At 70.4% G+C, this 13,549-nt stretch carries 12 protein-coding genes; 3 read left to right on the top strand and 9 right to left on the bottom strand.

Translation table 11 applies throughout. The features are described from left to right. The first annotated feature begins 90 nt into the window (after positions 1–90). The gene (gene murA / locus ACWGIH_RS02575; RefSeq protein WP_344521857.1) at positions 91–1,431 is read left to right on the top strand and encodes a UDP-N-acetylglucosamine 1-carboxyvinyltransferase; all 1,341 of its coding nucleotides are present in this window, start codon (positions 91–93) and stop codon (positions 1,429–1,431) included. Between the two features lie 93 nt (positions 1,432–1,524). Here murA and ACWGIH_RS02570 read toward each other — a convergent pair whose 3' ends face one another. From ACWGIH_RS02570 to ACWGIH_RS02545, 6 genes are all read right to left on the bottom strand, one after another. After that, positions 1,525–1,806, bottom strand: coding sequence for an HU family DNA-binding protein (locus ACWGIH_RS02570; RefSeq protein WP_016645140.1), 282 nt, complete (start codon positions 1,804–1,806; stop codon positions 1,525–1,527). A 294-nt stretch (positions 1,807–2,100) separates the two neighbouring features. Beyond that, the gene (locus tag ACWGIH_RS02565) at positions 2,101–3,534 is read right to left on the bottom strand and encodes a malic enzyme-like NAD(P)-binding protein (RefSeq protein WP_453448710.1); all 1,434 of its coding nucleotides are present in this window, start codon (positions 3,532–3,534) and stop codon (positions 2,101–2,103) included. A 349-nt stretch (positions 3,535–3,883) separates the two neighbouring features. After that, positions 3,884–6,238 (bottom strand): HelD family protein, encoded by a 2,355-nt coding sequence (locus ACWGIH_RS02560; protein WP_453448709.1) that lies wholly within the window; start codon positions 6,236–6,238, stop codon positions 3,884–3,886. An 82-nt stretch (positions 6,239–6,320) separates the two neighbouring features. Then, complete coding sequence (locus ACWGIH_RS02555; protein WP_453448708.1) at positions 6,321–7,121, bottom strand: zf-HC2 domain-containing protein; 801 nt, start codon at positions 7,119–7,121, stop codon at positions 6,321–6,323. Next, on the bottom strand, positions 7,118–7,702 hold the full coding sequence (locus tag ACWGIH_RS02550) for a sigma-70 family RNA polymerase sigma factor (RefSeq protein WP_363313407.1): 585 nt from the start codon (positions 7,700–7,702) through the stop codon (positions 7,118–7,120). The genes ACWGIH_RS02555 and ACWGIH_RS02550 overlap by 4 nt, the downstream gene beginning before the upstream one ends. A gap of 95 nt (positions 7,703–7,797) precedes the next feature. Beyond that, positions 7,798–8,385: a CGNR zinc finger domain-containing protein gene (locus tag ACWGIH_RS02545; RefSeq protein WP_453448707.1), complete on the bottom strand. Its 588-nt coding sequence runs from the start codon at positions 8,383–8,385 to the stop codon at positions 7,798–7,800. Between the two features lie 257 nt (positions 8,386–8,642). Here ACWGIH_RS02545 and ACWGIH_RS02540 point away from each other — a divergent pair, with 257 nt between their 5' ends. Continuing rightward, entirely contained in the window at positions 8,643–9,140 is a 498-nt protein-coding gene (locus tag ACWGIH_RS02540) for an anthrone oxygenase family protein (protein WP_453448714.1), read from the top strand. On the opposite strand, the gene ACWGIH_RS02535 is transcribed toward ACWGIH_RS02540, so the two are convergent. The 3 genes from ACWGIH_RS02535 to ACWGIH_RS02525 all read right to left on the bottom strand — a co-directional run bounded on the left by ACWGIH_RS02535 (position 9,092) and on the right by ACWGIH_RS02525 (position 12,418). Further along, positions 9,092–10,255, bottom strand: a complete 1,164-nt coding sequence (locus ACWGIH_RS02535; RefSeq protein WP_453448706.1) for a uroporphyrinogen-III synthase — start codon at positions 10,253–10,255, stop codon at positions 9,092–9,094. The genes ACWGIH_RS02540 and ACWGIH_RS02535 overlap by 49 nt on opposite strands. 131 nt (positions 10,256–10,386) lie before the next feature. Next, positions 10,387–11,745: a nitrate/nitrite transporter gene (locus ACWGIH_RS02530; protein WP_453448705.1), complete on the bottom strand. Its 1,359-nt coding sequence runs from the start codon at positions 11,743–11,745 to the stop codon at positions 10,387–10,389. A 133-nt stretch (positions 11,746–11,878) separates the two neighbouring features. Next, positions 11,879–12,418, bottom strand: coding sequence for a MarR family winged helix-turn-helix transcriptional regulator (locus tag ACWGIH_RS02525; protein ID WP_453448704.1), 540 nt, complete (start codon positions 12,416–12,418; stop codon positions 11,879–11,881). Positions 12,419–12,556: 138 nt separating this feature from the next. Here ACWGIH_RS02525 and ACWGIH_RS02520 point away from each other — a divergent pair, with 138 nt between their 5' ends. Then, positions 12,557–13,540, top strand: a complete 984-nt coding sequence (locus tag ACWGIH_RS02520) for an EamA family transporter (protein ID WP_453448703.1) — start codon at positions 12,557–12,559, stop codon at positions 13,538–13,540. The last annotated feature ends 9 nt before the right edge of the window (positions 13,541–13,549 follow it).

Genomic DNA, 13,549 nt, shown 5'->3' with positions numbered 1-13,549 from the left:
CTGGACGCCCTTGGCCTTACGGGAAGGGGGTACACGCCCATTACGCTTGCCCTTTGGTCCACCCGTCCATCCAATCGGAACGCGAGATTCATGACCGTCACCGACGATGTACTGCTTGTCCACGGCGGAACCCCGCTGGAGGGCGAGATCCGTGTCCGCGGCGCGAAGAACCTCGTGCCCAAGGCCATGGTCGCCGCGCTGCTCGGCAGCGCTCCGAGCAGGCTGCGCAATGTCCCCGACATCCGCGACGTGCGCGTCGTACGCGGACTCCTGCAGCTGCATGGCGTCACGGTCCGCCCCGGTGAGGAGCCGGGCGAGCTGGTCATGGACCCCTCGCACGTGGAGAGTGCCAACGTCGCGGACATCGACGCCCACGCCGGGTCGTCGCGCATCCCGATTCTCTTCTGCGGGCCGCTCCTGCACCGCCTCGGGCACGCCTTCATCCCCGGCCTCGGCGGCTGCGACATCGGCGGCCGGCCGATCGACTTCCACTTCGAGGTGCTCCGCCAGTTCGGCGCGACCATCGAGAAGCGCGAGGGCGGCCAGTACCTGGAGGCCCCGCAGCGGCTCCGCGGCACGAAGATCCAGCTGCCGTACCCCTCCGTCGGCGCCACCGAGCAGGTTCTGCTCACGGCCGTGCTGGCCGAAGGCGTCACCGAGCTCTCGAACGCCGCCGTCGAGCCCGAGATCGAGGACCTCATCTGCGTGCTGCAGAAGATGGGCGCGATCATCGCGATGGACACCGACCGGACCATAAGGGTCACCGGTGTCGACAGCCTGGGCGGCTACAACCACCACGCCCTCTCGGACCGCCTGGAGGCCGCCTCCTGGGCTTCCGCGGCGCTGGCGACCGAAGGGAACATCTACGTCCGCGGCGCCCAGCAGCGCTCGATGATGACGTTCCTGAACACCTACCGGAAGGTGGGCGGTGCCTTCGAGATCGACGACGAGGGCATCCGCTTCTGGCACCCGGGCGGCTCGCTCAACGCGATCGCCCTGGAGACGGACGTGCACCCCGGCTTCCAGACGGACTGGCAGCAGCCCCTGGTCGTCGCCCTGACGCAGGCCGCGGGCCTGTCCATCGTGCACGAGACGGTGTACGAGTCACGGCTCGGCTTCACCTCCGCGCTCAACCAGATGGGCGCACACATCCAGCTCTACCGCGAGTGCCTCGGCGGTTCCGACTGCCGCTTCGGGCAGCGCAACTTCCTCCACTCGGCGGTCGTCAGCGGCCCCACGAAGCTCCAGGGCGCCGATCTGGTCATTCCTGACCTGCGCGGCGGCTTCTCGTACCTGATCGCCGCTCTGGCGGCCCAGGGCACGTCCCGCGTGCACGGCATCGATCTGATCAACCGTGGCTACGAGAACTTCATGGACAAGCTCGTGGAGCTCGGTGCGAAGGTCGAGCTGCCGGGCAGGGCGACGCTGTAGTTCTTTGTACGTTCTTTGAACGGCACATAGAGACGGCAGACAGAAGGGGCGGTCACCCGGTGGGTGACCGCCCCTTCTGTCTGCTGCTTGAGGCTACTTGCCCTTGGCGGCTTCCTTGAGCTTGGAGCCCGCCGAAACCTTGACGCTGTAGCCGGCCGGGATGTTGATCGGCTCGCCGGTCTGCGGGTTCCGGGCGGTGCGAGCGGCACGGTGGGTGCGCTCGAAGGTCAGGAAGCCGGGGATGGTGACCTTCTCGTCGCCCTTGGCAACGATCTCGCCGACGGTCTCGGCGAACGCCGCCAGCACGGCGTCGGCGTCCTTGCGGGTCACCTCGGCGCGGTCGGCCAGCGCGGCCACCAGCTCACTGCGGTTCATGTTTGTACTCCCGTGTTCTTCTTGCCGTTGAGGCGTGCCACGCGGCGGGGCCGCATGATGGGCACAGCGAAGCCGATGCTGCCAGGGTCCTCGGTCAGGCCCCGGACCCGGGTCCGTCATCCGGACCCTCGCGCCCAGAAAGGCATCCTGCCCCCACCTGCGGCGGGAAAGCCAATCCGGGCCCCTTGGGGTCACACGAAAAGCTTCACCGCCCCCGGAAGGTGGCAGTCGGGGGCGCGCTTCCACGCCACCCTAGAGGGCCTTTCAGGGCCCTGCGTTCCGCGACGCGCCGTACTACTGGGCCGTGGCGCCTGTCACAGCCACCCCGGCGGCCTTCGCCGCGCTGCGCACCGCATCGGCGACCGCGCCCGCGACCTTGTCGTTGAAGACGCTGGGGATGATGTAGTTCGGGTTGAGCTCGTCCTCGGCGACGACGTCCGCGAGGGCGCCCGCCGCCGCCAGCATCATCTCCGTGTTGACGGTGCGCGACTGGGCGTCGAGCAGGCCGCGGAAGACGCCGGGGAAGACCAGGACGTTGTTGATCTGGTTCGGGAAGTCCGAGCGGCCCGTGGCCACGACCGCCGCCGTCTGGCGGGCGACCGTGGGCTCGACCTCGGGGTCGGGGTTCGCGAGCGCGAACACGATGGCGCCGTCGGCCATGGCGGCGACGTCGTCGCCGTTCAGGACGTTCGGGGCCGAGACGCCGATGAAGACGTCGGCGCCGACGACCGCTTCCTTGAGGGTGCCGCGGGCGCCCTCGGGGTTGGTGTTGTCGGCGATCCAGCGCAGCGGCGAGTCCGGCGCGGCGTCCACGAGGTCCTCGCGGTCCGCGTGTACGACACCGTGGATGTCGGCGACGACGGCGTGCTTGACGCCCGCCGCGATGAGCAGCTTGAGGATGGCCGTACCGGCCGCGCCCGCGCCGGACATGACGACGCGTACGTCGCCGATTCCCTTGCCCACCACGCGAAGTGCGTTGGTCAGCGCGGCGAGCACGACGATCGCGGTGCCGTGCTGGTCGTCGTGGAAGACGGGGATGTCCAGGGCCTCGCGGAGCCTGGCCTCGATCTCGAAGCAGCGCGGCGCCGAGATGTCCTCCAGGTTGATGCCCGCGAAGCCGGGGGCGATCGCCTTCACGATCTCGACGATCGCGTCGGTGTCCTGGGTGTCCAGGCACAGCGGCCAGGCGTCGATGCCGGCGAAGCGCTTGAAGAGGGCCGCCTTGCCCTCCATGACCGGGAGCGCGGCCTTCGGGCCGATGTTGCCGAGTCCGAGGACGGCCGAACCGTCCGTTACGACCGCAACGGAGTTGCGCTTGATGGTGAGGCGGCGCGCGTCCTCGGGGTTCTCGGCGATCGCCATGCACACGCGGGCCACGCCCGGGGTGTAGATCATGGAGAGGTCGTCGCGGTTGCGGATGGGGTGCTTGGACGCCATCTCGATCTTGCCGCCGAGGTGCATCAGGAACGTACGGTCGGAGACCTTGCCGACGGTGACGCCCTCGATGGTGCGCAGCTGCGCGACGATCTCGTCGCCGTGCGTCGTGGAGGTCGCCGCGATCGTGACGTCGATCCGGAGTGCCTCATGGCCGGAAGCCGTGACGTCGAGGCCGGTCACCGAGCCTCCGTGGGACTCGACGGCCGTGGTGATCTGGGAGACCGCGGTGCCGCTCGCGGGCACCTCCAACCGGACCGTGTTCGAGTAGGAGACGCTGGGCGCCGTTGCCATGGCCGACTTCCTCTGCTTTCACCGTGTTGCTCTTGCCGTCCGATCGTCGCACCTACCACTGAGTACGTGGTAGCCGCCTCGGATTGCGAACTTTTCGTTCACCAGCTTTTCGGAAACTTGTTTCCACCATACGAGAAGTTGCGGGCCCTCGGTAGGGGGGAACTGAAAGAGGCCCCCGTCACCAGGTGACGGGGGCCTCTCCTCACGCTTATGACACCGACCCGCCATGCTCGCCTCGCGGCAAGTGGTCGCTCGTAGCGACGATGGTTGGGCCCGGGGGCTTGGATCGAGCCGGTGCCACATCAACGGTAACAAACGATCCCCGCAAGGCAATTCCCGTCCCGCAAAGTCATTCGCGGAGCAGGTCCGGCACGCCTTCCGCGTCGGGGTCGTCGCGCTCGCCGGAAAGCACCGTCAGCTGCTGCGTCGCCCTCGTCAGCGCCACGTACAGGACGCGCAGACCCGCCGGGGACTCGTCCGCGATCTCCGCCGGGGAGACGACGACCGTCGCGTCGTACTCCAGCCCCTTGGCCTCCAGGCTGCCCAGCGCCACCACCCGGTCGCCGAGCCCGTCGAGCCAGCGTGCCGCCTGCTCACGGCGGTTCATCGCCACGACGACGCCGATGGTGCCGTCCACCTGGTCGAGCAGCCGCGCCGCCTCCTCGCGCACCGACGCGCCCAGGTCCTTGTCGCGTACGACGGCGAAGCGGGGCTTCACCCCGGTGGACCTGACGGCCGAGGGCGACTCGGAGCCCGGCATCGCGAGCGCGAGCACCTTGGCCGCGAGATCGGCGATCTCGGCGGGGTTGCGGTAGTTGACCGTGAGGGTGAACCGGCGGCGCGGGCGGCTGCCGAGGGCCTCGTCACGGGCGGCCGCGGCCTCGTCCGGGTCGGACCAGGAGGACTGGGCCGGGTCGCCGACGATCGTCCAGGTGGCGTGCCGGCCCCTGCGGCCGACCATGCGCCACTGCATGGGGGTCAGGTCCTGCGCCTCGTCGACGATGACGTGCGCGTACTCGGTGCGCTCCGCGGCGAGCCGCTCGGCGCGCTCCCGCTGGGACTCCTCGCGCTGCGGCATCAGTTCGTCGAGTCCGGTGAGCAGGTCGAGGGGGTCGAGATCCTTCTTCTTGCGGGGCCTGTGCGGCGTGCCGAGGATCGAGTGGAGCTCGTCGAGGAGCGCCACGTCGTGCACGGACAGGGCGTCGCGTCTGAGGGAACGGGCGACCTTGCGGACCTCGCCCGGATTCAGGACGCGGCGCGCCCAGCGGCCGAGGCGCCGCTCGTCGCCCATCGCGGAGAGCACGGCGCGCGGGGTGAGTTCGGGCCACCAGGCGTCGAGGAAGTGGATGAAGTCGTCCTCGGAGGTGATGTCCTCGTCGAAGGACGAGCGCAGCTCGGCGGCCAGCTCCGGGTCACTGTGCCGGCCGGCGGAGCCCGACTGGGACCACAGGGCGTCCAGGAGGAGCTTGCGGGCGCGCGGACGCAGCAGGTTGACGGGAGCGGTGCCGCTGAGCGCGTTGCGGCGGATCCTGCCCAGCGCGTCGGCCTCCAGCTCCAGGCGGCGGCCGAAGGCGACCACGCGCAGGCGGGTGGGGGTCTCGGCGGGGGTGCGGGGTGCGTCGTCCTCGTCGTCGTCGCCGAACGCGAGCTGGCCGTCCTCGGCGGGCTTCGCGGTCGTTCCCGCAGCACCCTCCAGAGCGCCCCTGGCGGCCTTCCGCAGGACGTGCAGCATCCGGGAGGAGCCCTTGACCCTGGCCACCGCGGGAGAGTCGTAGACGGTGGCCTCAGCGGCGCCCGCCGCGTCGTCGGCCAGCGCGCCCACCGCGCGGATCGCGACCTGCCCCTCCTCGCCCAGCGAGGGCAGCACGCCCTCCGTGTAGGCCACGAGGAGCGGGGTCGGCGAGACGATGAGGATGCCGCCCGCGTACCTGCGGCGGTCCTGGTAGAGGAGGTAGGCCGCGCGGTGCAGGGCCACGGCCGTCTTGCCGGTGCCGGGGCCGCCCTCGACGTACGTCACCGATGCGGCGGGTGCCCGGATCACCATGTCCTGCTCGGCCTGGATCGACGCCACGATGTCCCGCATCGTGTGGCTGCGGGCCTGGCCGAGCGCCGCCATCAGGGCGCCGTCGCCGATGACCGGCAGCGACTCCCCGTCCAGGGTCGCCTTGAGCTCCGGACGCATCAGGTCGTCCTCGACGCCCAGGACCCTGCGGCCCTTGGAGCGGATGACCCTGCGCCGTACGACACGGCCCGGGTCGACCGGCGTCGAGCGGTAGAACGGCGCGGCGGCCGGGGCACGCCAGTCGATCACCAGCGGGGAGTAGTCCGCGTCCAGGACGCCGATGCGGCCGATGTGCAGGGTCTCGGCGATCTCGGCCGTGTTGTTCTCGCTGACGGCGTCCTCGGCGGGCTCGACCGACGTGTACGCGCCGTCCGGGCCCTTCTTGCCGTCCTTGCCGAGCAGCAGGTCGATCCGCCCGAAGAGGAAGTCCTCGAACTCGTTGTTGAGGCGGTTGAGATGCACTCCCGCGCGGAACACCTGGGCGTCCCGCTCGGCGAGCGCGCCGGGCGTGCCGACCTGGGAGCGCTTGGCCGCGTCGGTCATGAGGAACTCGGCCTCGTGGATCTTCTCCTCGAGACGCCGGTAGACCTGGTCGAGATGTTCTTGTTCGACGCTGATCTCACGGTCGCGTACGTCGGCCACCGAGGCCCCTTTCCGGACGTGCAGCTGCCCAATCGAGCAGCCGTCTACCGTACGCGAAAGGGGGCCCTCGTGTGCACTTCTCCTACGCGTCGACCTCCACCAGGCGGTCGCCGTCGAGGGTGGTCACCTCGAAGTGGTCGATGTCGTTCCGATCCATCGCGGCGCCACCGTGGACGTACAGGGGGCTGCGCGCCCACTTGTTCGGGCTGTTCTCGATGCCGTAGCCCCACTTCGGGACGGCCCAGGTGGTCACCGTCTCCTTCTCGCCGTCCTTGCCGACCGCGACCAGGGAGCACTTGAGCGGGCCCTTGACGTTCTTCAGCTCGAGGACCGCGTGCGTGCCCCAGGCCTTCTTCTCCGTGCCGACCGTGGCGCTGACCTTGGTCTTCGGGTCCGTGGCCTTGATCTTGTCGTCCATGTGGTTGAAGAAGGCGTCCTCGGCGGGGCTCGTGGGGTGCGGTTCGCCCGCCACGTCCTTCGTCCCGCCGTCGTCGCTCACCGCGAGGACCGTGAGCGGCCCGCCGACGATCAGCGCGGCCGCGGCGGCCACCAGGTACATGCCGCGCCTGCGCTTGTGCTGACGCCGCACGGAGACCTCGTCCACGAGACGGTCCGCCAGGCGCGGGCTCGGCCTGGCGGCGAGCTGCTCGCCGATCGCCGGTACGCCGCGTCCGCCGGGGAGGTCCGCGAGGGCGGCCAGCATCGGCTCCATGCCGGAGAACTCCTCCAGCTGGTGCGCGCAGAACTCGCAGACCGCCAGATGTGCCTCGAAGGCCGTCGCCTCCGCGTCGTCCAGGATGCCGAGGGCGTAGGCGCCGACGGTCTCGTGCACGTCGCCCGCGTCAGCCTGCCCCCACGCGTCATGTCCGTAGGACTCGTTCATGCCGTCACCCCCCGCTCCTCGAGCGCCAGCTTCATCGAACGCAGCGCGTAGAAGACCCGCGACCGCACCGTCCCACTCGGTATACCCAGTGTCTCGGCCGCCTCATTGACCGTACGCCCCTTGAAATAGGTTTCGACAAGTACCTCCCGGTGCGCGGGAGTCAGGTCGTCGAGCGCGTCCGAGAGAGTCATCAGCCACAGCGCCTTATCGATCTCGTCCTCCGCGGGGATGACCTCCAGCGGCGACGGATCGACCTCCTGCGGCCGGGCCTGCCGGCTGCGGTGACCGTCGATGACGATGCGCCGGGCGACCGTCACCAGCCAGGGGCGTACCGAACCGGTCGCACGATTGAGCTGACCGGCGTTCTTCCAGGCACGGATGAGCGTTTCCTGTACGACATCTTCGGCGCGCTGCCGGTCGCCCGCCACCAGGCGGAGCACATAGGCCAGAAGTGGCCCCGCGTGCTCGCGGTAGAGGGCGCGCATCAACTCCTCGTCGGGTCCGTTGCGTTGCGGGACCAGACGGTGTCGGTGCGGGCGTGCCTGCGGGCGCTCATCGGCCACGGCGGAATCCTTGCGCACGTCTGCCTCCGGTGTCCGCTCTTCGTCTTGGCTGGCTCACCGGAGATGTACGTACGTGGCAACAGCTGTGTTCAGCCGCCCCGGAAGAAATTCGATCAGGCCCGCGCGAGCGCCGCCCGCCGCCGGTGTCTGGCCACCCGTTCACGGTTGCCGCACACCTCACTCGAGCACCAGCGGCGGCGCCTCCCGCGTGAGGTGTCCAGGTACACGATGGGGCAGTTGTCGCCCTCGCACTGGCGCAGGAGAGCGCGCGCGGCGGGGTCGGTGAGCAGGTCGACGGCGTCGCGGGCCACGGCGGCGAGCAGGGCCGCGCAGCCGGGGTCGCCGTCCAGGGCGCGGGCGAGGCTGCCGTCGGGGCGCCGGACGGCGCGCGGGGCCGGGGGCGCTGCCGCGGCGAGGGCGTTGACCCTGCTCAACGCGGCTTCGGCGGGGCGCCCTTCGAGCTCGGCGAGCACCAACTGGCCGCTGCTCTGCCGCAGTTCACGGAAGGCCACGAGCCAGGCCGGGCCCGCCCCCGGCAGGAGGGTGCGATCCGGGATGAGCCCGGCGCCCGCGAGCCAGGCACGCAGCCGGTCCACGGAGTCGAGCCGTTCCACGGGATGGTTCGTCGCCACGAGGTCCAGACAGCTCCGCCCGGAGTCGAATCGCAGCTCGTACGTGGCCGGGTCCATGCCCAGTGCCATGCGCCTGTCACCGCCTTGTGGGGTTACCGGTGAGTGCTCCCCCTACAGTGCCTCGCCGCGGGCGGGTGCGGAACCCCTGCCACCGGCGCGGCTGAGACGCCCGCTTATGGAGGCGCGCTTCGGGACCATGGTCCGGCGGCCGTCCTGCCTGTTGACTCGGTCCCATGGAAGCCAAGCGTGAGACGAAGAGCCGGGGACAGGGACAAGGCCGCGAGGGAGGCTCCGCCGGGGTTGTCCTGGGGGCGGCCGTCGTGACCATGGGCCTGATCGCCGGAACCTTCTACATCTTCTCCTGCGGTGTGATGCCCGGCCTCGCCCGCAGCGGGGACCGTGTCTTCATCGAGGTCATGCAGAACACGAACGACGCGTTCAACAACCCGGTCTTCTTCGCGAGCTTCTTCGGCGCGCTGCTCTTCACGGCGGTCTCCGCATGGCAGTTGCGCGGCACGAGCTCGTACCGGTGGGTCCTCGCGGCGCTCGTCGTCTACCTGGTGGCCTTCGCGATCACCTCGGCCGTGAACGTGCCGCTGAACGACCAGCTCGCGGACGCGGGCGACCCGGCGAAGATCGCCGACCCGGCCGCCGTACGCGAGAAGTTCGAGGACCCGTGGCTGGCCTGGAACGCGGTGCGGGCGCTGCTCTCCACCGTCGCGATCGGCCTGCTGGCGCGGGCCCTGGTGCTGCGAGGGCGGGACAACAGGGCGCGTCAGTCGGAGTACTTGGCCCCGGCGGCGGGATCGAGCGCGAGCCGGTAGCCGCGCTTGACCACCGTCTGGACGAGCTTCGGCGCCCCAAGTGCCGTACGCAGCCTGGCCATCGCGGACTCCACGGCGTGCTCGTCGCGCCCCGTGCCGGGCAGCGCGCGCAGGAGTTCGGCGCGGGAGACGACCCACCCCGGGCGCCGCGCGAGTGTCCGAAGGAGCGACATGCCCGCGGGCGGCACGGGCCGCAGCTCGTCGTCGACCAGGACGGCGTGACCGCGGATCTCGACGCGGTGGCCCGCGATGGGCAACGTACGGGCGCGGGAGGGCAGTTCCTGGCAGAGGATCTGTACGAGGGGTCCGAGCCGGAAGCGTTCGGGCTGCACCGTGTCGACGCCGCGGGCCTGCAGCGGCAGCGCCGTGACCGGGCCCACGCAGGCGGACAGGACGTCGTGCTGGAGCGCGCCGAAGAGCTCGATGGACATGCCCCGGTCCTCGGCGCGGGCCAGGAAGGACGCGGCGGCGGGCGCGCTGGTGAAGGTCAGCGCGTCGACGGAGCGCGCGACGGTGGCGTCGAGGAGCCGGTCGACGGGTGCGAGGTCCTCCGGCGGCATCCACCGGTAGACGGGCACGCCGACGACTTCCGCTCCCGCGGCGCGCAGTGACTCGACGAAGCCGGGCAGCGGTTCGCCGTGCAGCTGCAGTGCGATGCGCTTGCCTTCGACGCCTTCGCCGAGCAGCCGGTCGAGCACCTCCGCCATGGACTCGGACGAGGGCGACCACTCCTCGGTGAGCCCGGCGGCACGGATGGCGCCTTTGACCTTGGGCCCGCGGGCCAGCAGCTCGACACCTCGCAGACATCGCAGCAGCGCCTCGCCGAAGCCCCAGCCGTCGGCGGCCTCGACCCAGCCGCGGAACCCGATCGCGGTGGTGGCGATCACGATGTCGGGCGCGTGGTCGATCAGTTCCTTGGTCGCGGAGAGAAGCTCGCTGTCGTCGGCGAGCGGGACGATGCGCAGTGCGGGCGCGTGCAGGACGGTGGCGCCGCGCCGCTGGAGCAGCGCGCCGAGCTCGTCGGCGCGCCGGGCGGCGGTGACGCCGACGGTGAATCCGGCGAGTGGGGCGTTCTGACGGCCGGCCTGTTGACCGGTCGGAGGGGTCCCATTCATGGCAGCTGCTTTCGTCCCGCTAGTACCGCGTGGTGGATGATCCGGGGTTGCACGAGCCTGCCAACGGCCCGTGACAACCCCGGATCATCACGATGTCGTACGTGTTACACCAGGCTACGACCACCCCTCCGTCAGACCTGCGCGTACGTGAGCTGGGGCTTCTCCTCGGCGTCCGGGGCCTGCCCGGAGTCCGGGGTGGCCGTCGGGCGGCGAAGGTATACGGCCCACGTGACGCAGAAGCAGGCGGCGTAGAAGACGAGGAAGGCGACGAAGGCACCGGTGCCGGACCCCACGGTCTGGAAGGACTGCCGGAAGGCGAGGTTGATCCCAAGGCCGCCGAGCGCCCCGACGGCGCCGATGAGCCCCATGGAGGCCCCGGAGAGCCGCCGCCCGTAAGCCGCGGCGGCCTCCCCCTGAAGCCCTTTCTGGAGGGCCTTGGCCTGGAAGATCCCGGGGATCATCTTGTAGGTCGACCCATTCCCGAGCCCTGTCAGCACGAAAAGAACGACAAAGGCGGCGACGAAGAGGGCGAGCGACTCACGCATGGAGGCCATGACGACGACGCCGGTGGCCGCGCCCATCCCGACGAAGTTCCACAGCGTGATGCGGGCCCCGCCGAACCGGTCGGCGAGCCGCCCGCCGACGGGCCGGATCAGCGAGCCGAGCAGCGGCCCGATGAAGGTGACCGCGGCGGCCTGCAGCGGCGTACGGCCGAACTGGGTCTGCAGGACGAGCCCGAAGGCGAAGCTGTACCCGATGAAGGACCCGAAGGTCCCGACGTAGAGGAAGGCCATGATCCAGGTGTGTGCGTCCCGTACGGCTTCCTTGGCGGCCCCGGTGTCGTTCTTCACCGTGGCGAGGTTGTCCATGAAGAGGGCGGCGCAGACGGCGGAGACGAGGATGAGCGGGATGTAGATCCCGAGAAGCACGCGCGGCCCGCCACCCGCTCCGATGACCGCGAGCCCGGCGAGCTGCACGACGGGCACGCCGATGTTGCCGCCCCCGGCATTGAGCCCGAGCGCCCACCCCTTCTTCCTCAAAGGGAAGAAGGAGTTGATGTTGGTCATGGAGGAGGCGAAGTTGCCGCCGCCGACGCCGGTGAGGAGGGCGCAGAGCATGAAGGTGGTGTAGGAGGTGCCGGGCTCCATCACGGCGAAGGCCGCGACGGTCGGCACGAGCAGCATGCTCGCGGAGATGATCGTCCAGTTGCGTCCGCCGAAGCGGGCGACGGCGAAGGTGTACGGGACGCGGGCGACGGCCCCGACGAGGGTCGCCATGGACACCAGGAAGAACTTTCCGGCGGGATCGATCCCGTACTCGGGCCCCATGAAAAGCACCATCACGGACCACAGGGTCCAGATGGAGAACCCGATGTGCTCCGAGAGGATCGAGAACACCAGGTTCCGCCGGGCGACCCGCTCCCCCTCCTCCTCCCAGAATGTCTCGTCTTCCGGGTCCCACCGTTGGATCCACATGCCAGACCTCCGCATCTCCACAGCCGGCGGCTGATGACCCGAAGGTAGGGAGGCCGGGTTTCCACTCTGTGGCACGCGGTGACCGGCGGGGAACTTCGCTCTCACGTGGGGGTGGGGCGGGCGGTGAGGGCTCGGCGGGGCGTGGGGCTCAGCCCAGGTGCGTGTCCCCCAGGGATACGAGCAGCCTGCGCAGGGCGCCGTCGATCGCCTCGCGGTCCTCGGGGGCCAGGGCGGCGAGCATGCGCTCCTCGTTCGCGATGTGGTCGACCACGGCACGGTCGACGAGGTCGAGGCCCGCCTCGGTGAGGCGTACGCGGATGGCCCTGCGGTCGGCGGGGTCGGGGTGCCGGGCGATCAGACCCTTGCGTTCCAGCTTGTCGAGGCGGTTGGTGATGGCGCCCGATGTCACCATCGCGGTCTTCAGGAGGCCGCCCGCGGTCAGTTCGTGCGGGGCGCCGACCCGGCGCAGCGTGGCGAGGACGTCGAACTCCGCGAACTCCAGGCCGTACTCGGCGAAGACCCGCTTCATGCCTTTGCTCAGCAGGTGGTCGGCGCGTTTGATGCGGCCCACCAGGGCCATCGCGTCCAGATGGGCGAGGTCCAGATCCGGACGCTCGCGCCGCCACTGGGCACGCAGCTCGTCGATGGCGTCGGCGGGCACCTCGGGCCCAGCCTCGGTCTCGCTCATGTATGTGCTCCTCTCTGTCAGGACTCGCGACGACCGAACATCTCTCAACGTTCAGATACTTGACGTTCGCAGACCCACGGTCCATATTTATCTCAACGTTGAGAATAACAGCGTTGAGGGGAACAGAGGGGGAGCATCATGTCGACCATCAGCCCGAGCACGAGCACGGTACGCACGACACCCACGACCGGCGGCCCGACCGGCCGGCGCGGCCCCGGCCGGGGGCCCCGCACCTACGCCCTCGCCGCCGCGGGCCTCGCGGCCATCGGCCCGGCGACCTGGGGCACCACGTACGTCACGACGACCGAACTCCTCCCGGCCGACCGCCCGTTGCTCGCCGCGGCCCTGCGCGCGCTGCCCGCCGGGCTGATCCTCCTCGCGATCACCCGGCGGCTGCCGAGGGGTGACTGGTGGTGGAAGGCGGGCGTGTTGGGGCTGCTGAACTTCGGGGCGTTCTTCCCGCTCCTCTTCTTCGGCGCGTACCACCTGCCCGGAGGTGTGGCGTCGACGGTCAGCGCGGTCATGCCGCTCCTTGTGGCGGGCTTCGGGGTCGGCGTGCTGAAGGTGCGCCCGACCGCTCGTACGCTCGTCGCGGGGCTCGTGGGTGTCGCGGGCGTCGCCCTGCTGGTCCTGCGCGGCAGCGCGGCGGTGGACCCGGCGGGCATCGCGGCGATGCTGGCGGCCACGACCTTGATGGCCCTCGCGGTGGTGCTCAGCAAGCGCTGGGGTCGCCCCGAAGGGGTCTCGCTCCTCACCCTCACCGGCTGGCAACTGACGGCGGGCGGCCTGGTCCTGGCCCCCATCGCCCTCATGGCGGAGGGCCTACCGGACCACCTCACCGGCGCCAACATCGCCGGTTACGTCTACCTCGGCGTGATCGGCACGGCTATCGCGTACGCCCTGTGGTTCCGCGGGATCGAACGCCTCCCGGCCTCGTCCGTCTCCTTCCTCGGCCTGACCAACCCGGTGGTCGCCACCCTCGCCGGCCTCCTGCTCCTCGGCCAGACGCTGACGCTCTGGCAGGTGGGCGGCCTGGTGCTCGTACTGGGAAGCGTGCTGCTGGGCCAGATCGGGGGCGGGGCTCGCGGGGCTCGCGGAAGGCAAGCGCCCCCGATCAAGTGAGCAAGTGAA

The organism is Streptomyces sp. NPDC054872, from assembly GCF_053610705.1.
This window is presented reverse-complemented; position numbering and strand designations above follow the sequence as displayed.

Coding starts and splice junctions, on each gene's coding strand:
- ACWGIH_RS02555 (WP_453448708.1), bottom strand. CDS start 7,121: ATGAACGAGTCCTACGGACATGACGCGTGGGGGCAGGCTGACGCGGGC.
- ACWGIH_RS02540 (WP_453448714.1), top strand. CDS start 8,643: ATGGGCCTGATCGCCGGAACCTTCTACATCTTCTCCTGCGGTGTGATG.
- ACWGIH_RS02545 (WP_453448707.1), bottom strand. CDS start 8,385: ATGGCACTGGGCATGGACCCGGCCACGTACGAGCTGCGATTCGACTCC.
- ACWGIH_RS02525 (WP_453448704.1), bottom strand. CDS start 12,418: ATGAGCGAGACCGAGGCTGGGCCCGAGGTGCCCGCCGACGCCATCGAC.
- ACWGIH_RS02565 (WP_453448710.1), bottom strand. CDS start 3,534: ATGGCAACGGCGCCCAGCGTCTCCTACTCGAACACGGTCCGGTTGGAG.
- ACWGIH_RS02520 (WP_453448703.1), top strand. CDS start 12,557: ATGTCGACCATCAGCCCGAGCACGAGCACGGTACGCACGACACCCACG.
- ACWGIH_RS02535 (WP_453448706.1), bottom strand. CDS start 10,255: ATGAATGGGACCCCTCCGACCGGTCAACAGGCCGGCCGTCAGAACGCC.
- ACWGIH_RS02530 (WP_453448705.1), bottom strand. CDS start 11,745: ATGCGGAGGTCTGGCATGTGGATCCAACGGTGGGACCCGGAAGACGAG.
- ACWGIH_RS02570 (WP_016645140.1), bottom strand. CDS start 1,806: ATGAACCGCAGTGAGCTGGTGGCCGCGCTGGCCGACCGCGCCGAGGTG.
- murA (WP_344521857.1), top strand. CDS start 91: ATGACCGTCACCGACGATGTACTGCTTGTCCACGGCGGAACCCCGCTG.